General features: G+C 59.1%; 25 protein-coding genes and 1 pseudogene. 11 read left to right on the plus strand and 15 right to left on the minus strand.

Annotated elements, in window-relative coordinates; all coding sequences use genetic code 11:
* Positions 1-118: 118 nt before the first annotated feature.
* The 10 genes from hpaA to RRF55_RS14260 all read right to left on the minus strand — a co-directional run bounded on the left by hpaA (position 119) and on the right by RRF55_RS14260 (position 8447).
* Entirely contained in the window at positions 119-1009 is an 891-nt protein-coding gene (gene hpaA, locus RRF55_RS14215) for a 4-hydroxyphenylacetate catabolism regulatory protein HpaA (RefSeq protein WP_064153136.1), read from the minus strand.
* A 9-nt stretch (positions 1010-1018) separates the two neighbouring features.
* Positions 1019-2377 (minus strand): 4-hydroxyphenylacetate permease, encoded by a 1359-nt coding sequence (hpaX, locus tag RRF55_RS14220; protein WP_002887477.1) that lies wholly within the window; start codon positions 2375-2377, stop codon positions 1019-1021.
* Positions 2378-2398: 21 nt separating this feature from the next.
* Positions 2399-3196 carry a 4-hydroxy-2-oxoheptanedioate aldolase gene (hpaI, locus tag RRF55_RS14225; RefSeq protein ID WP_032415909.1) on the minus strand — a complete coding sequence of 266 codons (798 nt, stop codon included), beginning with the start codon at positions 3194-3196 and terminating at the stop codon, positions 2399-2401.
* Between the two features lie 10 nt (positions 3197-3206).
* Positions 3207-4010, minus strand: coding sequence for a 2-oxo-hept-4-ene-1,7-dioate hydratase (gene hpaH, locus RRF55_RS14230; protein WP_002887487.1), 804 nt, complete (start codon positions 4008-4010; stop codon positions 3207-3209).
* 108 nt (positions 4011-4118) lie between these two features.
* The gene (locus RRF55_RS14235) at positions 4119-4499 is read right to left on the minus strand and encodes a 5-carboxymethyl-2-hydroxymuconate Delta-isomerase (RefSeq protein ID WP_015368431.1); all 381 of its coding nucleotides are present in this window, start codon (positions 4497-4499) and stop codon (positions 4119-4121) included.
* Positions 4500-4508: 9 nt separating this feature from the next.
* On the minus strand, positions 4509-5366 hold the full coding sequence (gene hpaD, locus RRF55_RS14240; RefSeq protein WP_009485358.1) for a 3,4-dihydroxyphenylacetate 2,3-dioxygenase: 858 nt from the start codon (positions 5364-5366) through the stop codon (positions 4509-4511).
* Between the two features lies 1 nt (position 5367).
* A complete protein-coding gene (hpaE, locus tag RRF55_RS14245; RefSeq protein ID WP_009485357.1) occupies positions 5368-6834 on the minus strand; it encodes a 5-carboxymethyl-2-hydroxymuconate semialdehyde dehydrogenase in 1467 nt (488 codons plus the stop codon).
* On the minus strand, positions 6831-7595 hold the full coding sequence (locus RRF55_RS14250) for a fumarylacetoacetate hydrolase family protein (protein WP_032415910.1): 765 nt from the start codon (positions 7593-7595) through the stop codon (positions 6831-6833). The genes hpaE and RRF55_RS14250 overlap by 4 nt, the downstream gene beginning before the upstream one ends.
* Positions 7592-8224, minus strand: a complete 633-nt coding sequence (locus RRF55_RS14255; protein ID WP_023280837.1) for a fumarylacetoacetate hydrolase family protein — start codon at positions 8222-8224, stop codon at positions 7592-7594. Before RRF55_RS14255 ends, RRF55_RS14250 begins: the two co-directional genes overlap by 4 nt.
* Positions 8225-8282: 58 nt before the next feature.
* Positions 8283-8447, minus strand: coding sequence for a hypothetical protein (locus tag RRF55_RS14260; protein WP_032415930.1), 165 nt, complete (start codon positions 8445-8447; stop codon positions 8283-8285).
* Positions 8448-8511: 64 nt separating this feature from the next.
* Here RRF55_RS14260 and hpaR point away from each other — a divergent pair, with 64 nt between their 5' ends.
* Positions 8512-8952 (plus strand): homoprotocatechuate degradation operon regulator HpaR, encoded by a 441-nt coding sequence (gene hpaR, locus RRF55_RS14265; RefSeq protein ID WP_002887503.1) that lies wholly within the window; start codon positions 8512-8514, stop codon positions 8950-8952.
* 3 nt (positions 8953-8955) lie between these two features.
* Here the strand turns inward: hpaR and RRF55_RS14270 are convergent.
* A pseudogene (locus RRF55_RS14270) lies at positions 8956-9472 on the minus strand (hypothetical protein); the annotation flags it as partial.
* A gap of 90 nt (positions 9473-9562) precedes the next feature.
* Between RRF55_RS14270 and RRF55_RS14275 the strand changes: the two are divergent.
* Positions 9563-10579: an Ldh family oxidoreductase gene (locus tag RRF55_RS14275; protein WP_032415912.1), complete on the plus strand. Its 1017-nt coding sequence runs from the start codon at positions 9563-9565 to the stop codon at positions 10577-10579.
* Positions 10580-10783: 204 nt separating this feature from the next.
* Here the strand turns inward: RRF55_RS14275 and RRF55_RS14280 are convergent, their stop codons facing one another.
* Positions 10784-12004 carry an amino acid deaminase gene (locus tag RRF55_RS14280; protein WP_032415913.1) on the minus strand — a complete coding sequence of 407 codons (1221 nt, stop codon included), beginning with the start codon at positions 12002-12004 and terminating at the stop codon, positions 10784-10786.
* A gap of 43 nt (positions 12005-12047) precedes the next feature.
* Positions 12048-12227: a hypothetical protein gene (locus RRF55_RS14285; protein WP_439419137.1), complete on the minus strand. Its 180-nt coding sequence runs from the start codon at positions 12225-12227 to the stop codon at positions 12048-12050.
* On the opposite strand from RRF55_RS14285, the gene RRF55_RS14290 reads away from it, so the two are divergent.
* The 5 genes from RRF55_RS14290 to RRF55_RS14310 all read left to right on the plus strand — a co-directional run bounded on the left by RRF55_RS14290 (position 12205) and on the right by RRF55_RS14310 (position 17188).
* Positions 12205-13644, plus strand: a complete 1440-nt coding sequence (locus tag RRF55_RS14290) for an N-acyl-D-amino-acid deacylase family protein (protein WP_032439182.1) — start codon at positions 12205-12207, stop codon at positions 13642-13644. The genes RRF55_RS14285 and RRF55_RS14290 overlap by 23 nt on opposite strands.
* Positions 13645-13654: 10 nt before the next feature.
* Entirely contained in the window at positions 13655-14047 is a 393-nt protein-coding gene (locus RRF55_RS14295) for a RidA family protein (protein WP_002887555.1), read from the plus strand.
* 185 nt (positions 14048-14232) lie between these two features.
* Positions 14233-15720 (plus strand): sodium:solute symporter family protein, encoded by a 1488-nt coding sequence (locus RRF55_RS14300; protein WP_004222484.1) that lies wholly within the window; start codon positions 14233-14235, stop codon positions 15718-15720.
* 9 nt (positions 15721-15729) lie between these two features.
* On the plus strand, positions 15730-16602 hold the full coding sequence (locus tag RRF55_RS14305; protein ID WP_032415914.1) for a 2-dehydro-3-deoxygalactonokinase: 873 nt from the start codon (positions 15730-15732) through the stop codon (positions 16600-16602).
* The gene (locus RRF55_RS14310) at positions 16589-17188 is read left to right on the plus strand and encodes a 2-dehydro-3-deoxy-6-phosphogalactonate aldolase (protein ID WP_004146077.1); all 600 of its coding nucleotides are present in this window, start codon (positions 16589-16591) and stop codon (positions 17186-17188) included. Before RRF55_RS14305 ends, RRF55_RS14310 begins: the two co-directional genes overlap by 14 nt.
* On the opposite strand, the gene RRF55_RS14315 is transcribed toward RRF55_RS14310, so the two are convergent.
* Both RRF55_RS14315 and RRF55_RS14320 read right to left on the minus strand, forming a co-directional pair.
* Positions 17185-18048: a MurR/RpiR family transcriptional regulator gene (locus RRF55_RS14315; RefSeq protein WP_004177525.1), complete on the minus strand. Its 864-nt coding sequence runs from the start codon at positions 18046-18048 to the stop codon at positions 17185-17187. The genes RRF55_RS14310 and RRF55_RS14315 overlap by 4 nt on opposite strands.
* Before the next feature lie 70 nt (positions 18049-18118).
* Positions 18119-18652: a GNAT family N-acetyltransferase gene (locus tag RRF55_RS14320; RefSeq protein ID WP_032415915.1), complete on the minus strand. Its 534-nt coding sequence runs from the start codon at positions 18650-18652 to the stop codon at positions 18119-18121.
* A 32-nt stretch (positions 18653-18684) separates the two neighbouring features.
* Here RRF55_RS14320 and RRF55_RS14325 point away from each other — a divergent pair, with 32 nt between their 5' ends.
* From RRF55_RS14325 to RRF55_RS14340, 4 genes are all read left to right on the plus strand, one after another.
* Entirely contained in the window at positions 18685-19515 is an 831-nt protein-coding gene (locus tag RRF55_RS14325) for a GNAT family N-acetyltransferase (RefSeq protein WP_032415917.1), read from the plus strand.
* A 100-nt stretch (positions 19516-19615) separates the two neighbouring features.
* Positions 19616-22381: a sigma 54-interacting transcriptional regulator gene (locus RRF55_RS14330; protein ID WP_023288215.1), complete on the plus strand. Its 2766-nt coding sequence runs from the start codon at positions 19616-19618 to the stop codon at positions 22379-22381.
* Positions 22382-22481: 100 nt separating this feature from the next.
* Positions 22482-22904, plus strand: coding sequence for a PTS sugar transporter subunit IIA (locus RRF55_RS14335; RefSeq protein ID WP_023288216.1), 423 nt, complete (start codon positions 22482-22484; stop codon positions 22902-22904).
* Positions 22905-22918: 14 nt separating this feature from the next.
* Positions 22919-23389, plus strand: coding sequence for a PTS sugar transporter subunit IIB (locus tag RRF55_RS14340; RefSeq protein ID WP_002887607.1), 471 nt, complete (start codon positions 22919-22921; stop codon positions 23387-23389).
* The last annotated feature ends 16 nt before the right edge of the window (positions 23390-23405 follow it).

Genomic DNA, 23405 nt, shown 5'->3' on the forward strand with positions numbered 1-23405 from the left:
ACGGCGGGTACTTTTCAGGCGGGAGTGAATTTTGTGATCTCTGCAACTTTTACCGGCTGGCGCGGCGCTGACCCGCCCTACGGTCTATAGCCCAGGCAAGCGCAGCGCCGCCGGGGTATTACGATACAGGTACTTTTTGCGCCCGGTAGCTGCTGGGCGAGCAGCCGACCTGGCGGCTAAAAAAGCGCGCAAAATAGGCAGGGTCTTTAAACCCCAGCTGCCAGGCTATCTCATTAACCGCGCTATCAGAAAACAGCAGCAGCCGCTTCGCCTCGCGCAGCTGGCGGTCGAATATCAGCCGCTTCGGCGAACGGTTGGCGAAGCGGCGGCAGATATCGGTCAGCCGCGATTCGGTCAGATGCAGCTCCCTGGCGTAATCCGGTACCGTCCAGTGCTGATGGTAGTGGCTGTCGATCATCTGGTTAAAGCGCTGGAATAGCTTCAGCTCGCCGCGCATCCCGCTGGCGGCATGATCGTCGAGCCTGGCGTTGCGCAGCAGCAGGGTAAATACCGCCTGCGCCAGCAGCGCCAGGGTATGCTCCCGCCCCGGCAGCTGGGCGGTGGACTCCCGGCGAATCAGCTGCCAGTAGTGCGCCAGCGCCGCCAGCTCGTCGGGTTTATCCGCCAGCGACAGGCAGATCCCCGGCAGGCCGAAGGTCTCCCGCGTGCCGGGATAAAGCACCTCCAGCAGCGGCCAGATAAGTTCTTCGTGCACCGTCAACACGTGACCATCGCTATCGGACTCGGTAATAAAGGCGTGCGGCACCGAGGGCGGCGTTATCACAAACAGCGGCGCCTGCACCGAATAGCGGTGGTCATCAAGCTGCAGCTCAATCTGTCCGGTATCAAGGTAGTGCATCTGGAAATAGCGGTCGTGGCGATGCGCCTGCATGTCGCGGCCAAAAAAGGCCGCCATGCGGGCAAACGACTGATAGTGCACCTCTTCGGTGCCCAGACTCTCGTCGTAATCTTTATTGATGTCGATGTTGGCGATTGAATGCTGGCACATACCCGCTCCTTAGTGGCCTTTTTGCGCCGCTAAGCCCGGCGCGGCGGCGGCGTCCTCGCGCTGGCTCATCGGAATGCGGGTGAGCACCAGCGCGCCGACGATCAACAACCCGGCGACAAACCACAGCCCGGAGCTAAAGCTGCCGGTGGTATCGCGCAAAATGCCGATCAACAGCGGGCTGACGGCAGAGCCGACGTTGCCGATGGCGTTGATCACCGCCAGCGCCACCGCGCGCGATTGCAGGCTGATCACCCGATCCGGGGTGGTCCAGAAAATGGCCATCGCGGTAAAGGATCCCACCGAAGCCATAATAATGCCGATCAGTTGGATCAGGCTGTGGTGCGTTGCCGAAGCCAGCAGCCAACCCGCCGCGGCGAACAGGTAGGGCAGGATGGTATGCATCTTGCGCTCTTTGCGCCGGTCGGAGCGGCGGCTCCACCAGATCATGCCGAAAATGGTGCAGAACTGCGGGATCGCCGCCAGCAGGCCAATCATGATGTTGCTACTGCCGGTGTTGAAGCTCTGCAGGATCTGCGGCGTCCAGATATTAATGGCGCTGAGGGTATTGGTCAGGCAGAAGTAGGCGAGGGTATACATCAACACCGCTGGCGTCAGTACTTCGCGCAGCGTGGAACGCGGCGAAGCCGGGACGATCGCCGCATGTTCCCGTTCGCGATCGATCATCGCCTTCAGCGCCTGTTTCTCTTCGTTGTCCAGCCAGTTGGCTTTATCCGGCGTGTCGTTGAGGAAGAACCAGGTGACGACGCCGAGCACCACCGACGGCAGGCCTTCCAGCAGAAATAGCCACTGCCAGCCTTTCAGGTTCCACAGGCCGTCGAGCGCCAGGATATAGCCGGAAAGTATCGAGCCGAGCATCATGGTCACCGGCATGGCGATCATAAACAGGGCGTTGGCGCGGGCGCGATGGTAGGCCGGGAACCACCAGGTCAGATAGACGAGGATCCCCGGCAGAAAACCGGCCTCGGCGATGCCGACCAGCATGCGCAGGATGTACAGCGTATGCGGGCTGGTGGCGAACATGGTGCAGGTCGAGGCGATCCCCCAGACCACCATGATCCCGGCGATCCAGCGGCGCGCGCCAACTTTCGCCAGCATGATATTGCTGGGGATCCCGCACAACACGTAGGTGACGTAGAACAGCGTCGCCGCCAGGCCGAACATGGTGGAGGTCAGGCCGAGATCTTTGCCCATCGTCAGGCCGGCGAAGCCGATATTAATGCGATCCAAAAATGAGAAAACAAAGAGAACAAACAGGAAGGTGATCAGGCGGCGGAACAGCTTTTTGATCACCCGGTTTTCTACTTCAACGGCTTTATTATCATTGTGTTGCAGGGTAGAGGTAGTCATGTTGCGCTCCACATTATCCGTTCAATAGACGGATTTATTGTTATCGGTTGTGGTGGTTGCGGTGTGGGTAAAACGGGCCGCCAGCGCTTCTGCGCCGCGGGCCAGCAGGGTGGTATCGACGCCGACGGCGACGAACAGCGCGCCCAGTTCGAGATAGCGTTTCGCCAGCTGTTCATTGGCCATCAGGATCCCCGGCGCCTTTCCGGCCTGGCGGATTTGCTGGATGGCATCTTCAATGGCGGCCTGCACTTCCGGGTGTTGTGGGTTGCCGCCGTGGCCCATATCAGCGCTGAGATCCGCCGGGCCGATAAACACGCCATCCACCCCTTCGACATCGAGGATCTGCGGCAGATTTTTCAGCGCTTCGCGGGTCTCAATCTGCACCAGTACGCACATGGCGTCATTGGCCCGGTGGATATAGTCCGGGACACGATTCCAGCGCGAGGCGCGGGCCAGCGCGCTGCCGACGCCGCGAATGCCGGCAGGCGGGTAGCGGGTGGCTCTGACCGCCAGCCGCGCTTCTTCGGCGTTCTGCACCATCGGCACCAGCAGGGTTTGCGCGCCGACGTCCAGCAGTTGTTTAATTTGTACCGGATCGTTCCACGACGGACGCACCACCGGCTGGCTGGGGTAGGGCGCAATGGCCTGAAGCTGGGTCAGCACCGTTTGTACATTGTTGGGCGCGTGTTCGCCGTCGATCAGCAGCCAGTCGAAGCCCGCGCCGGCCAGCAGTTCGGCGCTGTAGCTGCTGCACAGCCCAAGCCACAGGCCGATTTGCGGACGCCCGGCCTTGAGCGCCTCTTTAAATGTGTTGTTCATGTTGCTCTCCTCAAACAAAGCGGCAGCTGATGGCGCCCATGTTGCCGTAGTCGACGTGGAAGGTATCGCCCTTGCGCGCCGGGACCGGGCGGGTGAAGGAGCCGCCGAGGATAATCTGCCCGGCTTCGAGCTGGACATCGTATGGTGCCAGTTTGTTGGCCAGCCAGGCCACGCCGTTGGCCGGATGATTGAGTACGCCCGCGGCGACGCCGGTCTCTTCAATCACGCCGTTGCGATACAGCAGGGCGGAGATCCAGCGCAGGTCGAGCTCGTCCGGTTTAATCGGCCGGCCGCCGAGGATCACCCCGGCGTTGGCGGCGTTATCGGAGATAGTGTCGAACACTTTGCGCGGACGCTGGGTTTCCGGGTCGATGTTGTGGCAACGCGCGTCGATAAGCTCCAGCGCCGGGATAACGTAGTCGGTGGCGTTGTAGACATCAAACAGCGTGCAGTTCGGGCCGCGCAGCGGTTTGGCCAGCACGAAGGCCAGCTCGACTTCAATACGCGGCACGATAAAGCGGTCGGTGGGAATATCGCTGCCGTCGTGAAAGAACATATCGTCGAGCAGCGCGCCGTAGTCCGGCTCGCTGATCTGCGAACTGGCCTGCATCGCTTTAGAGGTCAGGCCGATCTTGTGGCCTTTGAGCACGCGGCCTTCGGCGATCTTCATCTCGACCCACTCGCGCTGGACGGCGTAGGCGTCCTCAATGGTGATCGACGGATAATCCAGCGAGATCGCGCGGATCTGTTCACGCTGTTTTTCGGCCTGGTTCAGCCGCTGGGCAATCAGGGTACGGGTCTGTTTATCGAGCATAGAGATTCCTGTGGCATTGCATTGCCGGATGGCGCTTTGCTTATCCGGCCTACAAATTCATGGCCGTTGTAGGCCCGGTAAGCGCAGCGCCACCGGGCAATTTGCACATTATTTAAATAACGCGTGCACGTTGTTCTGTTTGTAGTTCAGCGTCGGGTCGAGTTCTTCCATGGCGAACGACAGCGCCAGATAGCGGCTCTCCATCAGCGCGGCAAAGTGGGCTTTGATCAGCGCGAAAAGCATTTCGCCCACCTCCTGACGGCTCTCAAGGCTGCGCCCGGCGCCGATCTTCAGGGTCATATGCACGAAGGCGTAATCATGCTTGCCGTCGGCCATCTGCCAGGTATCGAGCCAGTGGGCGCGGCTACGAATGCCGCCAATCGGAAAGATACCGGTGGCGGCCAGCGCCTCGTTGACTTTGGCGAACAGGCCCGGTAAATCGGCCTGTTCGCGGATATTGTCGCTACACTCGGCGATAAAATGCGGCATACGGCCTCCTTACGCCTGCGCCGGCAACGGGAACACGGCGTTAACCTGGCCGGTACCGGAGCTGGCGAATAGCTCGGTGATAAACTCCACCTTACCGTCGTATTTATCCCAACCCAGCAGGCCGAGCAGCATCACCGTGTCGTGCATGTTGCCTTCGCCGTAACAGTAGTCGGCGTACTCCGGCAGCATGGTGCAGAACTCTTTGAATTTGCCTTCGCGCCATAGCTTCACCACGCGCTCATCCATCTGATGATCAAACTCGCGGGTATAGCTGTTCATCCCCTCTTCGGCGCGCTGGTCGTCGATAAAGCGATGCGACAGCGAACCGCTGGCCAGCACCGCTACGGTGCCGTCATATTTGTCGATGGCCTTGAGGATGGCCTCGCCCAGCTTGCGGCTGTCGGCAAAATCGTGAACGGTACAGAAGGCGGAAATGGACACCACTTTGAAATGCTTATCGCTATTCATGTAACGCATCGGCACCAGGGTGCCGTACTCCAGCTTCAGGCTCGGAATATTGTGCGCTTTGGCGCGTACGCCAAGCTTGACGGCCTCGTCGGCAATCAGGTGACCCAACTCCGGGTTGCCGTCGTAGTCGTAGGTCATGTCGCGAATAAAATGCGGCAGTTCGTTACTGGTGTAGACGCCCTGAAAATGGTCGGCACAGTTGATGTGGTAGGCGCTGTTGACCAGCCAGTGGGTATCGAACACGATGATGGTATCGACGCCCATTTCACGGCAGCGCTTGCCGATTTCTTTATGCCCGTCGATAGCGCCCTGACGGCAGCCGTGGTTTTTCCCCGGCAGCTCAGACAGATACATCGACGGCACGTGAGTGATTTTTGCTGCTAACGCTAACTTACCCATATCAGACTCCCCATTTCGGGATCGGATGGTCGCCCATCGAGATGCAGACGTTTTTCATTTCGGCGAATACTTCAAAGCTGTATTCGCCGCCTTCGCGGCCGGTGCCGGAGGCCTTCACGCCGCCGAACGGCTGGCGCAGGTCGCGCACGTTCTGGGTGTTGACGAACACCATCCCGGCTTCAATACCGCGTGCCAGACGCAGCACTTTGCTGACGTCCTGGGTCCAGATATACGACGCCAGGCCGTATTCCACATCGTTCGCCAGGCGCAGCCCTTCCGCTTCGTCTTTGAACGGCAGCAGGCAGGCGACCGGGCCAAAAATCTCTTCCTGGGCGACGCGCATGCGGTTATCGACATCCGCCAGTACAGTCGGGCGCAGGAAGTTGCCGGATTTCAGATGCGCCGGCAGGTCGGACGGTTTATCCGCGCCGCCGGCCAGCAGGGTGGCGCCCTCTTCAATGCCGAGGCGAATGTAGCCGGACACTTTCTCCCAGTGCTGCTTGCTAATCAGCGCGCCGACCTGGGTATTCGGATCGGTCGGATCGCCTACGCGCAGGCGGTTGGCGCGCTCGGCGAAACGCTTAACGAACTCCGGATAAATACTCTGCTGAATGAAAATGCGCGAACCGGCGGTGCAGCGTTCGCCGTTGATCGAGAATATGGTGAACAGCGCGGCGTCGAGCGCGCGCTCGATATCGGCGTCTTCAAAAATCAGCACCGGCGATTTTCCGCCAAGCTCCATGGAGTACTTTTTCAGGCCGGCGTTCTTCATGATGTTGCGGCCGGTGGCGGTGCCGCCGGTGAAGGAGACGGCGCGCACATCATGATGGCGTACCAGCGCGTCGCCAGCGGTGGCGCCATAGCCCTGCACCACGTTGAGCACGCCAGCCGGGATCCCGGCCTCCAGCGCCAGCTCGCCCAGACGATCGGCGGTCAGCGGCGACAGCTCGGACATTTTCAGCACCGCGGTATTTCCCAGCGCCAGGCACGGCGCCACCTTCCAGGTGGCGGTCATAAACGGCACGTTCCACGGCGACACCAGCGCGCAGACGCCAACCGGCTGCACGAGGGTGTAGTTGAGCATCTTGTCATCGACCGGATAGGTCTTGCCGTTCATCTGCTGGCATACTTCGGCGAAAAATTCGAAGTTATGCGACGCCCGCGGGATCAGCACGTTTTTGGTCTGGTGGATAGGCAGGCCGGTATCGGCGGTTTCCATCGCCGCGATCTCCGGGACGTTCTGATCGATCAGATCCCCCAGGCGGCGCATCAGCCGCGCGCGCTCTTTCATCGGCAGGTTAGCCCACTTCGGGAAGGCCTCTTTCGCCGCCGCTACCGCCTGGTTGATTTCGGCTTCGCCGCCGGAGGCGACTTCAGCCAGTACCTCGCCGGTGGCCGGGTTGGTGGTATGAAAATAGTCTGCGCCGGCAACGTTTTTACCGTTGATCCAATGGTTAATCTTTTTCATGACAGTGTCTCCTCATACGCTTGCTGGCTGATGATATGGTTGACCAGGCGGCCCACGCCCTCGACTTCAACGATTACCTCGTCGCCCGGCACCACATCGGATAGCCCTTTCGGCGTGCCGGTGGCGATCATGTCGCCCGGTTGCAGGGTCATAAATTCGCTTAAATAAGCGATGAGGAACGGGATGCTGAAGATCAGATCGGCGGTGGTGCCCTGCTGGCGCAGTTCGCCGTTGACCCAGGTGCGCAGGGCCAGATTATGCGGATCCGGGATCGCCTCTTTGGCGACGATCCACGGGCCAATCGGCGTCAGGGTATCGCGGCTTTTCACCCGCAGGTTCGGGCGGTAGTAGTTTTCCAGATAGTCGCGGATCGCGTAGTCGTTGCACACGGTATAGCCAGCGACATAATCCATGGCCTCGGCTTCGCTGACGCGGCGCGCGGTTTTCCCGATCACTACCACCAGTTCGGCTTCGTAGTGCATGTATTCGACGTTATCCGGGCGTACCGACTGCTGCTGGTGGCCAATAAAAGTGTTCGGCGCTTTGATGAATACCAAAGGCTCGGTTGGCGGTTTAAACTCCAGCTCGCTGGCGTGGTCGGCGTAATTCAGCCCCAGCGCGAACAGCGTGCCGTCGGCGGGCGGCAGCCAGCGGAATTTGCCTTCTTTCAATACCGTGCCATCGGGCAGGCGCACCTGGTCGCGTTCATCGACCAGCACGTCGCGTACCTGTCCCTGCCATTCAATACGTGCCTGTTTCATGCCAGCTCTCCTTCTGCGACAACCGGGTTTTCGAGCGCCGGGAAACCGTCGGCGAGAATTCGTACGCGGTCGCCGGGGCGCAGCGTGACGCGAGAGTGGGGCGTGCCGATAAGGATCGCGTCGCCGGGATTGAGGGTGGCGAACTCGCTTAAGGCGCTAAGCAGCTGCGCGGCATTTCGCTGCAGATCGCCGGTATTCCAGCTATCCGCCTCGCGGCCGTTAATTTCGGTGATGATGGTTAGATCGTCGACGTTGCGTACCGCCGATAGCGCGCCGATGGGGCAGAAGCCATCGCGGCATTTGGCTTTGATCGCCGGGCGATAAAAACTCTCTTCCGGCAGGCTAACATCGTTAGCCAGCGCGTAGCCGGCGATATAGTGCGCCGCCTCTTCCGCCGCTACCTTACGCGCGGTTTTGCCGACAATCAGCGCCACCGTCGCGCCGCTTTGTACGGTCTCGCCCTGCGGATGGGGAATGGCTTCGCCATCGCCAATCACGGTATTGCGCGGTTTGATGAACCAGACCGCGGTTTTCGGCGGCGTCTTGTAGGGGGCCTGTTGAAACGCTTCGCGCCAGGCGTCGAGCTGGCTGCGATGATTGAGCGCAACGGCGAAGATGGTACCTTTCATTCACCACTCCTCTGGGACTGATTTTGGATTCCAAGGGATTTCATTAATATGTTAATGATCATCTTTTATGCTTTGCGCTGAGGTTTAGCAACTGGAAGTGAATGTTTTGTGATCGGATTAACACAATATTTACATAGCAATTACTTATTTGTTTTAAATCAATAATTTGAATATTTTTCAGGAAAAGACTGGTACTTTTCAGGTGCAGAAACCGGTTGTACATGGCAGGATTAACGCTAATTATTAAGTTATTAATAAGTTTTTGGTGAGGCTGTTGAGGGGATACTATGCATGATTCATTAACCATTGCCTTGTTGCAGGCGCGTGAAGCGGCGATGGCCTACTTTCGACCGATCGTCAAACGGCACAATCTCACCGAACAGCAGTGGCGGATCGTGCGAATTCTCGCCGAACGTCCGTCGATGGACTTTCACGATCTGGCCTTTCGCGCCTGTATCCTGCGCCCCAGCCTGACCGGGATTTTGACGCGCATGGAGCGGGATGGGCTGGTGCTGCGCTTAAAGCCAGTTAACGATCAGCGCAAGCTGTACGTCTCGCTGACGCCTGCCGGAACTGCGCTGTACGAAAGCGCCCAGGCGGAGGTGGAAGAAACCTATCGCCTGCTGGAGGCCCAGTTCACCACGGAAAAGCTGCAGCAACTGACCTCCCTGCTGGAGGAGTTTATTGCGCTTGGCGTCCCTGCCGGGCGCGGTGATGAAGAAGAGTAGCGGTTACGGCTCGGCGCTCAGCCTGGCGAGGGCAATAAGCGTTTCCGCGCGGGCGGGGGACAGCGGCTCTCTCGGCTGCTGCAGCGGCCAGCCATACAGCCAGCGGGCGCTGGCGGCGCAGGTGCGCCCCTGACAGGCGCCCATTCCGCAGCGCTGGGTCAGTTTGGCCTGCAGCCAGTCGTCGGCGGCAGCCACGTCGCCGCAGCGCACATCCTCGCAGCGGCACAGCAGGCTCTCCGGCGTCGCCGCGTTTTTCAACGACTCCGCCAGCCGGAAGGCGCGGTTTATGGCGTCGGCGAAGCGCTGCCAGCGGCGGGAGCAGCGCTTGCTCAATGATATTCGTCACGTCGCCTCCGGCCTGGTTCATCGTATCCGCCACCGCCTGCAGGCCGCCCGCGCTGCAGCAGAGGATCAGTTTCTGCCAGTAAACCACGCCGCCGCCATCGGCGGTTTCAAACAGCACGCTGTGCGCGGAGGGGCGGGCAATCAGCCGCGCGCCGTTCACCTCCCGGATGGCGGCGATGTCGTTGGGGATTTACTACTGGGGCGCGCGCAGCTGCCTGCCGCAGGCTAACTTTAGCGGAGACGAAGAAGAGTAAAGGAGAACAGTATGGAGTCGGTAACTCTATCGTTACCTGAAGCTTATGACCTGGCGCTGGAGGTACTCAGCGCCAATGGATTTAGCGCCGACCACGCGGCGGCGATTGCCCGCAATGTGACCGCCGGGGAGCGCGACGGCTGCGCTTCCCACGGCCTGTGGCGGCTGTTGGGCATTGTCGATACCCTGCGCAAAGGTAAGGTATCGCCCGATGCCGAGCCGCAGATCCATGACCAGGCGCCGGGGATTGCGCGGGCGGACGCCGGGGGCGCTTTTTCACTGCTGGCCTACGAGCGCGCGCTGCCGCTGCTGCTGGAGAAGGCGCGCCACAATGGCATTGCGGCGCTGGCAATTAATCGCTGCGTTCATTTTTCCGCGCTGTTTGCCGATATTGAGCCGTTGACCGAGGCAGGGCTGGTAGGGCTGGCCTGTACGCCAAGCCACGCCTGGGTCGCCCCGGCGGGCGGCACACGTCCGCTGTTCGGCACCAACCCCATCGCCTTCGGCTGGCCGCGGCAGGATAAGCCGCCGTTTATTGTTGATATGGCGACCAGCGCCGCGGCGCGCGGCGAGATCCAGCTGCATCAGCGCGCCGGCAAAGCGCTACCGGAAGGCTGGGGAATCGACAATCAGGGACAGCCAACGACCGATGCCGCAGAGGTGCTGAACGGCGCGATGTTGACTTTCGGCGGCCATAAGGGCTCGGCGCTGGCGGCAATGGTTGAGCTGTTGGCCGGGCCGCTTATCGGCGATATGACCAGCGCCGAATCGCTGGCGTGGGATAACGGCGCGGGCGGTCTCCCCTACGGCGGCGAGCTGATTCTGGCGCTGGATCCGCAGCGTTTTCTCGGCGCGCAGGCACCAGAGCAGCTGGCGCGCGCCGAAACGCTGTTCATGGGTATGCAGGAACAAGGGGCGCGGCTGCCGGGCGAGCGGCGTTTTGCCTGCCGCCAGCAGAGTGAACGGCAGGGGGTCATTATCAGTCGTTCATTGCATGATGAGATTTGCGCCTTGCGCCAGGGCGGGTAAGGCGCGGAGCGCCGCCGCCGGGACATCCCCCGGTTTTCCTACGCTTAGCCGGGCTACCGAACGTCGCGGGTTGTGTAGCCCGGGTAAGGCGCGAATCGCCGCCCCGGGACATACCCCGGCTTGCGCTACGCTTAGCCGGGCTACCGAACATCGCGGGTTGTGTAGCCCGGGTAAGGCGCGAAGCGCCGCCACCCGGGATGCCTGTCAAAACAGCGTGTCGAGCTCGTCCAGCACGTTGTAGTCGTCATCGACCAGCAGCAACGTCTTCCACTTATCAAAGGTCAGACACGGGTGCGAGGTGCCGAACAGCAGAATATCGCCGACCTGCACATCGCTGCCCGGCGCCAGGCGCAGCATACAGTGCTGATCCATGATGCCGGTGCTGACGATCGACTCCGCGCGCAGCGCTAACTGCTGGCCATTACGATAATGGGCGATCGGCTGCGGCAGCCCGGCGTCGAAAGCGCAGTCGCGCTTGCCGAAATTCACTACCGCGCGATCCGCCTCCGGCACCGATTGCACCATCGCCATCAGCTCCAGCGCTGAAGTGAGATCGCCGGCGAGATCGCAGGCAATCGGATCGCGGGCGATCAGCGCTTGTTGGGCGAGATCGTAGATCCCGCGATCGTGGGTGATATAACAGCCAGGGCGGATGACGATACGGCAGCGGCGCGGTTTTGCCGCCGCCAGCCAGATGTTGCATACCACGTCATACCAGACGGTGCCCGCGCCGGTGAGAATAAATTCGCCGTCAACCAGCGGCTCCATGCGGCAGGCAAGCGCCGCGGCCTGCTGTAACAGCGCTTCCACCTGCGGCTGCGGATCGTCGCCGTGCAGCACCCCTTCATACAGTTCCAGTCCGCGTAGCCGTAACCCCGGCAGGTCGCTTACCCGCTGCGCCAGCGCCAGCGCGTCATTGACGCTACGACAGCCGCAGCGCCCGCCAGGCACGCCAAGTTCAATCAGCACATCCAGCGTTTGTCCCTGGTCTGCGAAGAATGTGGAGAGGGCGCGCACGTTGACCTCGCTATCGACGCAGCAGATAAAATCCACCGCCCGATAGTGGGCTTTTAGCTGCGCGACCACCTGCATATTGGCTTTGCCGACCAGCTGATTAACCATCAGGACGCGTTGGATGCCGCTGGCCATTGCCGCGCTAGCCTGCCAGGCGCTGCCCACGCCGATCCCCCACGCCCCCGCTCGCTGCTGCGCCTGAAATATCCATGGCGTCATTGTCGTTTTACCATGCGGCGCCAGCGATACGCCGCGGGCGTCGGCGTAGCGCTGCATCCATGAAATATTATTTTCCAGCGCCGACTTTTTTAGCAGCGCGGCGGGTAGACAGACCTCTTCCGCCAGCAGATTAGCCGGCGCGGACATGAGGGCGGATTTGTGCGGGATGAGCGGTGCTGAATGGTATTTCATAACACTATCCTTTCAGGGTTTATAATCGGTTAGTCGCTGGGTATCATTTATAACTATTTGATAAATATATTTTTAATATAAAAATGTTATTCGTTTTGAATAAAAGTATCACAAAACGATCTGATTTTTGCTTAGTTTTCCACTGTTTTTTGCGCTTGTAAATGGTTAACTTATCGGCATGTCGAAAGGGAGTAATTGCTATGAAAGTTGACTGGCTTTTCAAAAACGTCACGGTGATCGACGGGAGCGGCGGGCCGCAATACCGTGCTGATGTGGCGGTGAAGGGCGATCGAATTATGGCTATCGCCCCGGCGCTGGACGTTGCGGCGGAGCAGGTGATTGATGGCCAGGGGCGGGTACTGGCGCCGGGCTTTATTGATGTGCATACCCATGATGATATCAACGTGATCCGCATGCCGGAGTACTTGCCGAAGCTCAGCCAGGGGGTGACGACGGTGATCGTCGGCAACTGCGGGATCAGTGCGGCGACCGCCACCATGCGGGGGGAAGTGCCGGACCCGATGAATCTCCTCGGCGAGCAGCAACACTTTATCTATCCCACCGTGGAGGCTTATGCCCATGCGGTGGAGGCGGCGCGACCGTCGCTGAATGTCGGTACGTTAATCGGTCACACCGCGCTGCGCAATAACCATATGGACGATCTGTTTCGTCCGGCGAACGAGACGGAAATCGCCGGCATGCGCGTACAGCTACGCGATGCGCTGCGCCAGGGAGCATTAGGGCTCAGTACCGGGCTGGCCTACGCCAGCGCCTTCCAGTCGACCACCGAGGAGGTGATGGCGCTGGCGGAAGAGCTGGCGGCCGGGAAGGGCGTCTATACCACCCATTTACGTTCAGAGTTTGAGCCGATTCTCGAGGCGCTGGACGAAGCCTTCCGTATTGGCCGTCACGGCAACGTGCCGGTGGTGGTTTCGCACCACAAGTGCGCCGGGGCAAAAAACTGGGGGCGTACCAAAGAGACGCTAGCCTTTTTCGATGAGATGCGCCAGCAGCAGGATATCGCCTGCGACTGTTATCCCTACTCCGCCAGCTCATCGACGCTGGATATGAAACAGGTGACCGACGAGTTTGATATCGTGATTACCTGGTCCGAAGCGCAGCCGGAGCAGGCGGGGAAAACGCTGCAGCAGATCGCCGATGAGTGGCAGGTGAGCCTGCACGACGCCGCGGCGCGGCTGATGCCGGCGGGCGCTATTTATCACAACATGGATGAGCAGGACGTACAGCGGGTGATGCGCTATCCGGTCACCATGATTGGCTCTGACGGGCTGCCGAACGATCCGATGCCGCATCCGCGCCTGTGGGGCGCCTTCCCGCGGGTGCTCGGCCACTATAGCCGCGACGAGCAGCTATTCCCGCTGACTACCGCGGTACACAAGATGACCGGGCTGTCGGCGGCGCGCTTCCAGCTGGCGGATCGCGGGCTGGTGAAAATTGGCTACTTTGCCGACCTGGTGCTGTTTGACCCGCAGACGGTGCGCGATGTCGCCAGTTTCTCCGACCCGAAACGACCGGCGGACGGCATTGAGGCGGTGATGGTCAACGGCGTGATGAGCTACGGCAGTGATAAGAAAATTACCGGACGGGCAGGGCGTTTCCTGCGTCGTCGGATGGACTAAGGAGTTGAGTATGAGTATCAAGCGTTATGGCGTAGAAGGTGGTACCGGTACCGGCGGGCAGCACCTGCCGTTCGCGCGGGCGGTGGAAGCGGGAGGCTGGCTGTACGTTTCCGGCCAGACGCCGATGAAAAATGGCGAAGTCGTGGAAGGCGGGATTGTCGACCAGTCGCGTCTGGCGATTCAGAACTGCGTAGATATCATGACCGAAGCGGGCTACACCCTGGCCGACGTGGTGCATGTTAAAGTGATCCTCACCGATGCGCGCTATTTTCAGTCGTTCAATAAGGTATTTCGCGAGTTCTTTGGCGACAACCCGCCTGCCCGCATCTGCTGCGTAGCGGACCTGGTGGTGGATTGTAAAGTCGAAGTGGATGTGACCTGTTTTAACGCTGCGCGACAATAACGCTCGAAACCTAAAATAAATCCCTCCCTTTGCGGGAGGGAGCATCAAAAAAGTGTGATATCGGCACCAGAGTGAATAAATAAATCGGTGCCACTGGGTTCGCTATGCCTTTTTTCAGGCATGGTTCCTGTTAACTCATAATATTCAGCGGCACGAATATTATTTATTACGTCTGGATGTGAGCCATGAATAATATGTCATTTATGATTTGGTTTTCCGTTTATGCCTGCGCGATGATTACCTTAGGCTGGTACGTTTCGCGCAAACAGAAAACCGGCGAAGACTTTTTACTTGGCGGTCGTTCGCTGCCGATGATCCTCACTCTCGGTTCGACGGTCGGCACCATGGTGGGGACCGGCTCCAGCGTCGGCGCCGTCGGCTTTGGCTACAGCAACGGCTGGGCCGGGATGCTTTACGGCCTCGGCGGCGCGGTGGGGATCCTGCTGGTGGCATGGTTATTTGCACCGGTACGTAAACTTCGCTTCATGACCATGAGTGAAGAAATGTCGTATTACACCGGCGGCAGTAAAATTATTAAAAACCTCGTCGCGATACTTATTTTTATTGCCTCTATCGGCTGGCTGGGGGCGCATATATTAGGCGGCGGATTATATCTGGCGTGGGCCAGCGGCATTGATATTAATGTCGCGAAAATTATTATCGCGCTGGCTTTTGTGGTTTATGTCGGTATCGGCGGCTATTCCGCGGTGGTGTGGATCGATACCATTCAATCGATCGTGCTGTTCGTGGGCTTTATTTTAATGGCGATACTGGCGGTTCATCACGTTGGCGGCTGGAGCCATATTCAGCAGGCCGTCGATCCGGCGGCGCAAAGCCTGTTCGCGGTCGATAAATTAGGCGTGCTGCCGGCGCTATCATTGGCGATGGTGATCGGCGTCGGCGTGCTGGCGACGCCTTCTTATCGCCAGCGTATTTACTCGGCGAAGACCGTCTCCTCGGTGCGCCAGTCCTTTACCATTACCGGCCTGCTGTATCTGGGCTTCTCCTTCCTGCCGGCGATCATCGGTATGGCGGTATGGACCATGAACCCGCAGCTGGAAAACAGCGGCTTCGCCTTCTTGTTTGCCACCCAGGTGCTGCCGCCGGTGCTGGCGATGGCGATCCTGATTGCCGGCATGTCGGCCAATATGTCTTCCGGCAGCTCTGATGCCATCGCCGCGGTGTCCATTATGCTGCGCGACCTCTACACCCTGGTGACCGGCCATATGCCCGCGCCGGAGAAAGCGATTCGCCTGTCGCGGATCTTCCTGGTTCTGGTGATTGCGCTGGCGCTGCTGTTTGCCCTGACCTCCAACGACATCATCAGCTACATCACCAAAATGATCTCAATGATTATGTCCGGGATGTTTATCTGCACCATGCTTGGCCGTTTCTGGACACGCTTTAACTGGCAGGGCGCGGTCGCCGCGCTGGCCGGCGGCGCCGGGGCATCGGTTGCGGTGCTGGTGGATAGCGACTGGCTGGCGTTCTGGGGCAACCCGTGTATTCCGGCGGTGCTGACGAGCCTGGTGGCTTCGGTTGTGGTGACGTTACTGACCCCGGCCAGCAGCATGAGCCGCGAGCAGGCTCTGGAGATGATTACCCGCGAGCGTGAAAGCCGCCCAACGCCGCCGCCGCTGCCGATTGGCAAACGTCATACCTCACGCGGGTAAGGGGTAATCATGAACGAGTATATTGCCGTCGATTGGGGCTCCACCCAGCTGCGGGCATGGCGGATGCGTGATGGCGAATGCATCGACAAGCTGAAACTGCCCTGCGGCGTCACGCGTCTGAACGGGCAGCGCGCCGAAGCGGTATTTCAGCAGCAGCTGGCGCCGTGGCGCGGCGACCCCGCGCTGCCGGTGGTGATGGCGGGCATGATCGGCAGCGATGCCGGTTGGCAACCGGTGCCTTATCTGGCCTGCCCGCTAGCGCTGGAGGCGCTCAACGGTCAGTTATATGAGGTGGCGGAAAAAGTGTGGATCGTGCCGGGGCTGAAAGTGGCGCAGGCTACAGATTACGACGTAATGCGCGGTGAAGAAACGCAGCTGCTGGGCGCCTGGCAACTGATGCCCGCGGAGTGTTACGTGATGCCCGGCACCCACTGCAAATGGGTGCAGGTGCAAAACGGCGTGGTGCGCCAGTTCGCCACGGCGATGACCGGCGAACTGCATCACCTGCTGCTTAACCATTCGCTGCTCGGCCAGCAACTGCCGGTACAACAACCTGATGACGCCGCTTTCGCTCTCGGTATGGAAAAAGGGCTAACTCAGCCGGCGATACTGGACGGGTTATTCAGCGCTCGCGCCGCGCGGGTGTTAGGTGCGCTGGCGGCGACTTCGGTGAGCGATTATCTCTCCGGGCTGTTGATTGGTGCGGAGGTGGCGACCTTTAGCGAACGCTATCGCGCCAGCCGCGTGGTGCTGGTTGGTGAGCACTCGCTCAGTGCCCGTTATCAGCAGGCGATGGCGGCGCGTGGGTTAGCCATTTCCTGTTGCTCCGGCGAGGCGGCGTTTCTTTCGGGTATAGCGAGGATGATTGATGGACAAGATTAAGCTGGTGGCGATTTTACGCGGCATTCAACCCGCTGAGGCGGCAGATCATATTGAGACGCTAATAAATGCAGGCTTTCGCTATATCGAAATCCCGCTCAATTCGCCGGACTGGCAGCAAAGTATTCCGGCGATGGTGCGTCAGTTTGGCGAGCGGGCGATGATTGGCGCGGGAACGGTGCTGAAGGTTGAACAGGTTGATTTTCTCGCTGAAGCTGGGGCGAAACTTATCGTGACGCCCAATACGGCCCCGGCGGTGATCCGCCGCGCGGTAGATAAGGGGATGCTGGTGTGCGCCGGCTGCGCGACGGCCTCCGAGGCGTTTAGCGCGCTGGATGCCGGGGCGCAATGGCTGAAAATCTTTCCGTCATCAGCATTCGGCGCGGACTATATTCGCGCGCTAAAAGCGGTGTTGCCGCCGGAGGTGCCGGTGCTGGCGGTCGGCGGCGTGACGCCGGAAAATCTGGCGACCTGGATACAGGCGGGGTGCGCCGGTGCCGGTCTGGGCAGCGATCTTTATCGCGCCGGACAGGCCGTGGAACGTACCCGTGAGCAGGCGGAGAGGTTTATCTCCGCCAGTAAAAGTTAGTCCCCCAGCGGCTGCCGATCGACGCCGCCGCGGTGGCTGTCGAGCGCCAGCTTAATACGGCGTAATTTGCCTTTTGCCTGGGTTTTGTTGGCCATCGCCAGTTCGGTGGCCAGCACATCGACCATCGCCAGCATCGCGTAACGGGAAGTGCTGGGCTTAAAGATATAGTCGTTTTCCCGTACCAGCAGCGGTAGCACCAGATCCGCCTGTTCAGCCAGCGGCGTTCCGGCGGGGGTAATCGCAATAACCTTCGCGCCGTACTGGCTGGCAATCGCCGCGCTCTCGATGATTTCCCGGGTATAGCCGCCCAGAGACAGCACGATCACCACATCCTGCGGCGTCACCGCCGAGCTCATCATGCGTACCAGCAGACCATCGCTCTGGCTGACTACCGGCAGACCGAGGCGAAACAGGCGATACTGAATTTCCTGAGCGCAGATGGTCGAACCGCCGCCCATCCCCAGGGCGAGGATCTGCCGCGCATCGCTCAGCCAGCTCACCGCGCGCTTCAGCGCCTCGATATCCAGCGCCCGCCGGTTGGTCTCCAGTACGCTGATGATTGACTCATAGATCCCCTGGACGCCTTCGAGATCCGGAACATCGAGGATAAACCGCTGGCCGACCGCAAGAGATTGCGCAAGCTTCATCTTCAGCTCGCGGACGTCTTTACAGCCGAGCGCCCGGGCAAAACGGGTGACCGAAGCCTGGCTGGTTTGCGTCAGACGCGCTATCTCGGCGATGGGCAGCTCCGCCGCCGCCGCGACATCATCGAGAATAAACTGCGCGATGCGTTTTTCGGTCGCCGTGAGTTCCACAAAGCGATCGGTTATGCAGGAAATAATATCGATTGACCAGGACATACGGGTAACAACGGGTAAGTTTTGAATGGTACTTTGTACCATATTGCGCCGCTGAAAGCAGTGCTGAAGTCTACAACGCCAGGCGCATGGCGCAGCGCGACTCGGGCGGCAGGCCGTGCCGGGTCTCCTGTTCCCTTTTTGCCGCCAGCCCGGCGGGCAGGGTCAGCTCATCGAGCATGGCGAATCCCAGACGGGTATAAAACGGCGCATTCCACGGCACCTCGCGGAAGGTGGTGAGGGTTACCGCCGGGTAGCCCATCTGCCGTGCGCTCTCAATAACCCGCTCCAGCAGCATCCAGCCGATGCCCTGTTGCTGCCAGGCCTGGTGGACGGCGACTTCGACGATAAATAACGCATCGTCGAGCGGTTCGGTCAGAATAAAGCCAACGGGTTGCCCGGCGGCTACCGCCAGCAGGCTATGCTCCGTTTCCAGATAATCATGATGGCGCGCAACGCTAATCACCTCGCTGTCCGCCAGCCAGGCGAGAGAAGGGATCTGGCGAAATGCCTGGGCGGCAGAACGTTCAATGGCGGGCAGAAGGGCGACATCGCTCTCCTGAGTCAGGCGTAATACGGCACCGGCAGTTATAGTGTTAGTTTTCATCACCTCAGCATAGCAGCCTTCGGGAGAAAAGTATGGAGCTGACCGCCGTTCCCGCCACGCAGTTCAGCAGCGTGCAGTTAACGGATATTCTCAACGCCTGTTTTGAAGCCTACCTGGTGCCTGTTACCCAGTCGGTAGAGGGATTTGTTCGGCGTTTTAGCGCCGAGGGGATGAGCCTGGTCGATTCCCGCGTCTGGCTGGCCGGAGATGAACCGGCGGCGATCGCGATCGTCGCGCGCCGGGGGAGTGCCGCTCGCCTGGCGGCCTTTGCCCTGCGCCCGGCCTGGCGCGGCAAAGGGCTGGGCCGGAAACTGATGCAGGAACTGCTGATGCTTTTGCAACAGCAGGGGATCGAGACGGTATTCCTGGAGGTGATCCGCGATAACCATGCGGCCGTCGCGCTGTATCAGTCGCTGGGCTTTACGCGACGCTATGGGCTCTGCGGCTACCTGAGTACAGAACTTCTGGCCCCGGTGCCGGGCGTATTGCAGCTTTATCCCACCCTGTCCCTGCTTCGGCGCGCCATTGAGGAGAGTAACAGCCAGCTTCCCTGGCTGCTGGATCCGCTTACCTTCGCCACTCTGCCATGTCAGGTCGTGACGCTGGAACAGCGCGCCTTCGCGGTTCTAACGACGGCGGGCTCGCGCCCTGTACTGTCGTTTTTGTGGGTGGAGCCCGCCGCCCGCCGCCAGGGGCTGGCGCGTGAGCTGCTGATGGCGCTGGCGCAGCAGTTCCCGGGCATTGGTACTTCGGTGACGGTCCCGGAAACTTTTACGCCGCTGTTTGCCGCGGCCGGCTATACGCCGCTCTCGCTGCAGCAGTATGAAATGACGATGGATCTGGCCGACGCGAAGTCGGCTTAGCCAGGAGTGTGCGCTGGACCGCAAAAAAACAGCACGGGCCGTCGATAAGCCTCTCTTTTCCCGCATCATATCCCTTCGTAATGGCGAAGAGGGGGATGCGATGCGTAAAACGGAACTGTTGGCTTTTTTGCAAAATCAGACCGATTTTTTCGATCCGGATAACCTGAGCGAGGTCTTTACCGCCAGCTGGCTGGCCCGGCGTTTCGCGATGCAAAGAAATACCGCCAGCCATTATCTCAATCAGCTGGTCGCTCAGGACGTGCTGGTGAAAATCAACACCCGGCCGGTCTATTTTCTGCATAAAAAAGCCTTTTGCCAGCAGTTCTACCCGCTTTCCCGCAGTGAGTATGCCAGCATGGCGGATTTACTCGCGGAGAGCGACCGCCAGCCGGAACAGGCGGACCATTTTTCGTTGCTGACCGGGCATGACGGCAGCCTGCGTAAACCGATTGAGCAGATGAAAACCGCGCTGTTTTATCCTAACGGCGGGCTACCGCTGCTTATTACCGGCGACAGCGGGACCGGCAAAAGCTATATGGCTGAGCTGATGCATGAGTTCGCCATCGCCCAGGGGCTGCTGGCGCCCGATGCCCCCTTTGTGAGCTTTAACTGCGCGCAGTATGCGAGTAATCCGGAGCTGCTGGCCGCCAACCTGTTTGGCTACGTCAAAGGCGCGTTTACCGGTGCGCAGAGCGATAAAGCGGGGGCGTTTGAGGCGGCAAACGGCGGGATGCTGTTTCTCGATGAGGTCCATCGCCTGGATGCTCAGGGACAGGAGAAGCTGTTCACCTGGCTGGATCGTAAGGAGATCTACCGGGTGGGGGAGACCGCGCAAGGCTTGCCGATTTCGCTGCGGTTGGTGTTTGCCACCACCGAAGATATTCACAGCACTTTTCTCACCACCTTCCTGCGCCGAATTCCGATCCTGGTTAGCTTGCCCGATCTTCAACACCGTAGCCGCGAGGAGAAGGAGGCGCTAACGCTACAGTTTTTCTGGCAGGAGGCGCGCACGCTTGCCGCCCGGCTGCAACTAACGCCGCGACTGTTGCAGGTCCTGACGCAGTATGTTTATCGGGGCAACGTCGGCGAGCTGAAGAATGTGGTGAAGTACGCCGTGGCGTCAGCCTGGGCCAGGTCTCCGGGCCGCGAAATGTTGACCGTGACGCTGCACGATCTGCCGGAAAATGTCATGGCCGCGACGCCAGCGCTCAGCGAAGCGATGGGCCAGCAGGAGCCGCTGCTTATCGAGCCGCAGACCAGCCTGGTCTGGCTGCTGCGCGCGCGCGACCCGGTACAGGGGCTGATCTATGACGTTCAGTGTCGGGTTCTGGCGCAGTATGAAGCGGTGCTGAATAAAAAAACGGTCTGGGAAGAGGCGCAAAGGAGCATGGGGGAAGAGATTGAAACCCTCTTCGATCGGTTGATCTTTGATAATCATGACTCCAGTAGCTCGCAGATGCTGCTGCTGATCGCTCATCAGGTTCGGGAGGAGTATTATCGCCTGGAAAAGCGCTTCAATATCCAGTTTAACGGCAACTGCCTCTACGCGCTGAGCCACTACCTGATCCACCGATCCCGACAGGCGCAGTCCACGATAAACAATGAAAAAGCCCGCCAGCTGGAGGACTTCCTGGTACAGAAGTTTCCGCTGCTGTATCGCTTTTGCGAAGCGATCCTCGGTGCGTTGACGCTGAAGCTGGATATTGAACCCCAGCGTATCGACCTGCTGCTGTTAGTGCTGTGGTTCCACAAGAATGGCGCCATCAGCCAGCAGCAGGTGACCCGGGCGATAATTCTCGCTCACGGTTACGCTACCGCCAGCAGCATCGCCAACGTGGCAAACCGCTTGCTGAAAAGCCAGCTCTTTGAGTCATTCGATATGCCGCTGGACGTGACGCCGGAGGCTATCGCTAACCAGGTGATGGCCTACATAGAGAGCCATGCTCTGGCATCAGGATTGATAATCCTGGTCGACATGGGATCGCTGAACGCCATTCACCGCCATTTTAATCGTCGCCTGAGTACGCCGATGGCGATCATCAACAATGTCTCCACCGGTATGGCGATGTACGTCGGGGAGCGCATTTTGCAGGGCGTTATGCTGGAAGATATCGTCCGCGAGATCGGCGATGACCTTGCGGTTGAGCACCAGCTCTATTACCCGCAAACCGATAAGCCGCGGGCAATTTTAACCACCTGCGCGACCGGTCTGGGCGCGGCGGCGAATCTGTCGGCGCTGTTAAAAGCCAGCATTCCTGAAGCGCTTGGCATTGATATTGTGGCCTGCGATGTGGAGACCCTTGCCGATCCCGCGCGACGGGAGCCGATGCTAAGCCGCTATGAGGTGTTGGCGATCGTCGGCACCCTGGATCCGCATCTTGCCGATCTACCCTGGATCTCGCTGGATTCGCTGATCTCTGGCGAAGGGAGTCGTCCGCTGATGCGCATTTTTGGCGAACTGGCGACGGCGGAGCAGGTCAGCGAGATCAACAACCTGATCCTGAAAAACTTTTCGCTGCGCCGGGTGATCGAGTCGGTGACGATCCTCGATACGGCTAAGGTGATCAACCAGGTTGAGCAGTTTTTGCTGCGCTATGAGCATCTGGCCGGGCGCGATGTACCTAACGATCGTAAGGTCGCGCTGTATGTGCATATCAGCTGTCTGATAGAGCGATTAATTCGTCACGCTTCCCCAGCCCAATACACTGGAGGGCAGTGTCCGGATCGCGAGCTGGCTACGCTACGCGAGGCCTTTAGTGTCATAGAGAGCGGGTATAGTGTCAAAATTCCCGTTGTAGAGCTCTGCTACATTCACGATATCCTGACGCGGGAAACGGAATTTATTCAGGAAGATCAAGACTTTTAACACATCTCTTCTTTTTTATCCTTGCGTTAGCCGACGCGCCACTGTTTCTGGCACGTCGGTTGCAATTAAGAAAGCAGTGGAATGCGCTTTCGAGGTAAGGATGAAACGACACTATATTTTTGCCAGCCATGGCAGCTTTGCTAACGGTTTGTTGAACTCCGTGGAACTGATCCTCGGTAAACAACCCGATATACATACCTTGTGTGCCTACGTGGAAGAAGAGGTCGATCTGACGCAGCAGGTGGAAGCGCTAATGGCGCGTTTCCCGGCGCAGGATGAGCTGATCGTGATTACGGATATTTTTGCCGGTAGCGTGAATAACGAGTTTGTTCGTTTTTTATCTCGCCCACATTTCCATTTATTATCCGGTTTAAATCTGCCGTTAATTATTGACTTGCTGATTTCCGCAGCCGAAGACAATACCGAAAAATTAATTACCGAGGCATTAACAAACGCCAAAGAGAGCATTCAGTACTGCAATCAAACGATTGCCAGCGCGATGACTATGGATAAAGACTTCTGAAATGAGGAAGCATGATGATTACATTATTAAGGGTAGACCATCGATTACTTCACGGCCAGGTGGCCTTTTCCTGGACCCAATATGTCGGCGCCGATTGTATTTTAATCGCCAACGATAGCGTCCCTGGCGATGAGTTGCGGAAAACCACCATTAAGCTTGCCAAACCGCCCTCGGTGAAGCTGGTGATTAAAAATATAAATGATTCTATTGAGGCAATAAAAAGCGGGGTTACCGATAAATATAATTTATTTATTGTTGTGGAGTCGGTTAATGACGCCTGGCGTATTGCCAGCGCCATCGACGAAATAAAAAGCATAAATCTTGGCGGAATAAAGGCTAAAGAGGGCAGTAAAAATATCTCTAAGGCGATTAATTTACTGCCGACAGAAATAGAACAGCTACAACAACTGGTGGGCAAGGGCGTCGAAGTGGAGATTCGCCAGGTCCCGAACGATCGCAAACAGCTTTTTGCGGAATGCGTGTAATTCCGGAGGACAGATT

It is taken from the genome of Klebsiella sp. K47 (assembly GCF_051858335.1).
GTDB lineage: Bacteria > Pseudomonadota > Gammaproteobacteria > Enterobacterales > Enterobacteriaceae > Klebsiella > Klebsiella pneumoniae.

What these genes read in the sequence shown, in the direction of transcription:
- hpaA (WP_064153136.1), bottom strand. Translation starts at nt 1,009, where the DNA reads ATGTGCCAGCATTCAATCGCCAACATCGACATCAATAAAGATTACGAC.
- hpaX (WP_002887477.1), bottom strand. Translation starts at nt 2,377, where the DNA reads ATGACTACCTCTACCCTGCAACACAATGATAATAAAGCCGTTGAAGTA.
- hpaI (WP_032415909.1), bottom strand. Translation starts at nt 3,196, where the DNA reads ATGAACAACACATTTAAAGAGGCGCTCAAGGCCGGGCGTCCGCAAATC.
- hpaH (WP_002887487.1), bottom strand. Translation starts at nt 4,010, where the DNA reads ATGCTCGATAAACAGACCCGTACCCTGATTGCCCAGCGGCTGAACCAG.
- RRF55_RS14235 (WP_015368431.1), bottom strand. Translation starts at nt 4,499, where the DNA reads ATGCCGCATTTTATCGCCGAGTGTAGCGACAATATCCGCGAACAGGCC.
- hpaD (WP_009485358.1), bottom strand. Translation starts at nt 5,366, where the DNA reads ATGGGTAAGTTAGCGTTAGCAGCAAAAATCACTCACGTGCCGTCGATG.
- hpaE (WP_009485357.1), bottom strand. Translation starts at nt 6,834, where the DNA reads ATGAAAAAGATTAACCATTGGATCAACGGTAAAAACGTTGCCGGCGCA.
- RRF55_RS14250 (WP_032415910.1), bottom strand. Translation starts at nt 7,595, where the DNA reads ATGAAACAGGCACGTATTGAATGGCAGGGACAGGTACGCGACGTGCTG.
- RRF55_RS14255 (WP_023280837.1), bottom strand. Translation starts at nt 8,224, where the DNA reads ATGAAAGGTACCATCTTCGCCGTTGCGCTCAATCATCGCAGCCAGCTC.
- RRF55_RS14260 (WP_032415930.1), bottom strand. Translation starts at nt 8,447, where the DNA reads ATGTACAACCGGTTTCTGCACCTGAAAAGTACCAGTCTTTTCCTGAAA.
- hpaR (WP_002887503.1), top strand. Translation starts at nt 8,512, where the DNA reads ATGCATGATTCATTAACCATTGCCTTGTTGCAGGCGCGTGAAGCGGCG.
- RRF55_RS14275 (WP_032415912.1), top strand. Translation starts at nt 9,563, where the DNA reads ATGGAGTCGGTAACTCTATCGTTACCTGAAGCTTATGACCTGGCGCTG.
- RRF55_RS14280 (WP_032415913.1), bottom strand. Translation starts at nt 12,004, where the DNA reads ATGAAATACCATTCAGCACCGCTCATCCCGCACAAATCCGCCCTCATG.
- RRF55_RS14290 (WP_032439182.1), top strand. Translation starts at nt 12,205, where the DNA reads ATGAAAGTTGACTGGCTTTTCAAAAACGTCACGGTGATCGACGGGAGC.
- RRF55_RS14295 (WP_002887555.1), top strand. Translation starts at nt 13,655, where the DNA reads ATGAGTATCAAGCGTTATGGCGTAGAAGGTGGTACCGGTACCGGCGGG.
- RRF55_RS14300 (WP_004222484.1), top strand. Translation starts at nt 14,233, where the DNA reads ATGAATAATATGTCATTTATGATTTGGTTTTCCGTTTATGCCTGCGCG.
- RRF55_RS14305 (WP_032415914.1), top strand. Translation starts at nt 15,730, where the DNA reads ATGAACGAGTATATTGCCGTCGATTGGGGCTCCACCCAGCTGCGGGCA.
- RRF55_RS14310 (WP_004146077.1), top strand. Translation starts at nt 16,589, where the DNA reads ATGGACAAGATTAAGCTGGTGGCGATTTTACGCGGCATTCAACCCGCT.
- RRF55_RS14315 (WP_004177525.1), bottom strand. Translation starts at nt 18,048, where the DNA reads ATGTCCTGGTCAATCGATATTATTTCCTGCATAACCGATCGCTTTGTG.
- RRF55_RS14320 (WP_032415915.1), bottom strand. Translation starts at nt 18,652, where the DNA reads ATGAAAACTAACACTATAACTGCCGGTGCCGTATTACGCCTGACTCAG.
- RRF55_RS14325 (WP_032415917.1), top strand. Translation starts at nt 18,685, where the DNA reads ATGGAGCTGACCGCCGTTCCCGCCACGCAGTTCAGCAGCGTGCAGTTA.
- RRF55_RS14330 (WP_023288215.1), top strand. Translation starts at nt 19,616, where the DNA reads ATGCGTAAAACGGAACTGTTGGCTTTTTTGCAAAATCAGACCGATTTT.
- RRF55_RS14335 (WP_023288216.1), top strand. Translation starts at nt 22,482, where the DNA reads ATGAAACGACACTATATTTTTGCCAGCCATGGCAGCTTTGCTAACGGT.
- RRF55_RS14340 (WP_002887607.1), top strand. Translation starts at nt 22,919, where the DNA reads ATGATTACATTATTAAGGGTAGACCATCGATTACTTCACGGCCAGGTG.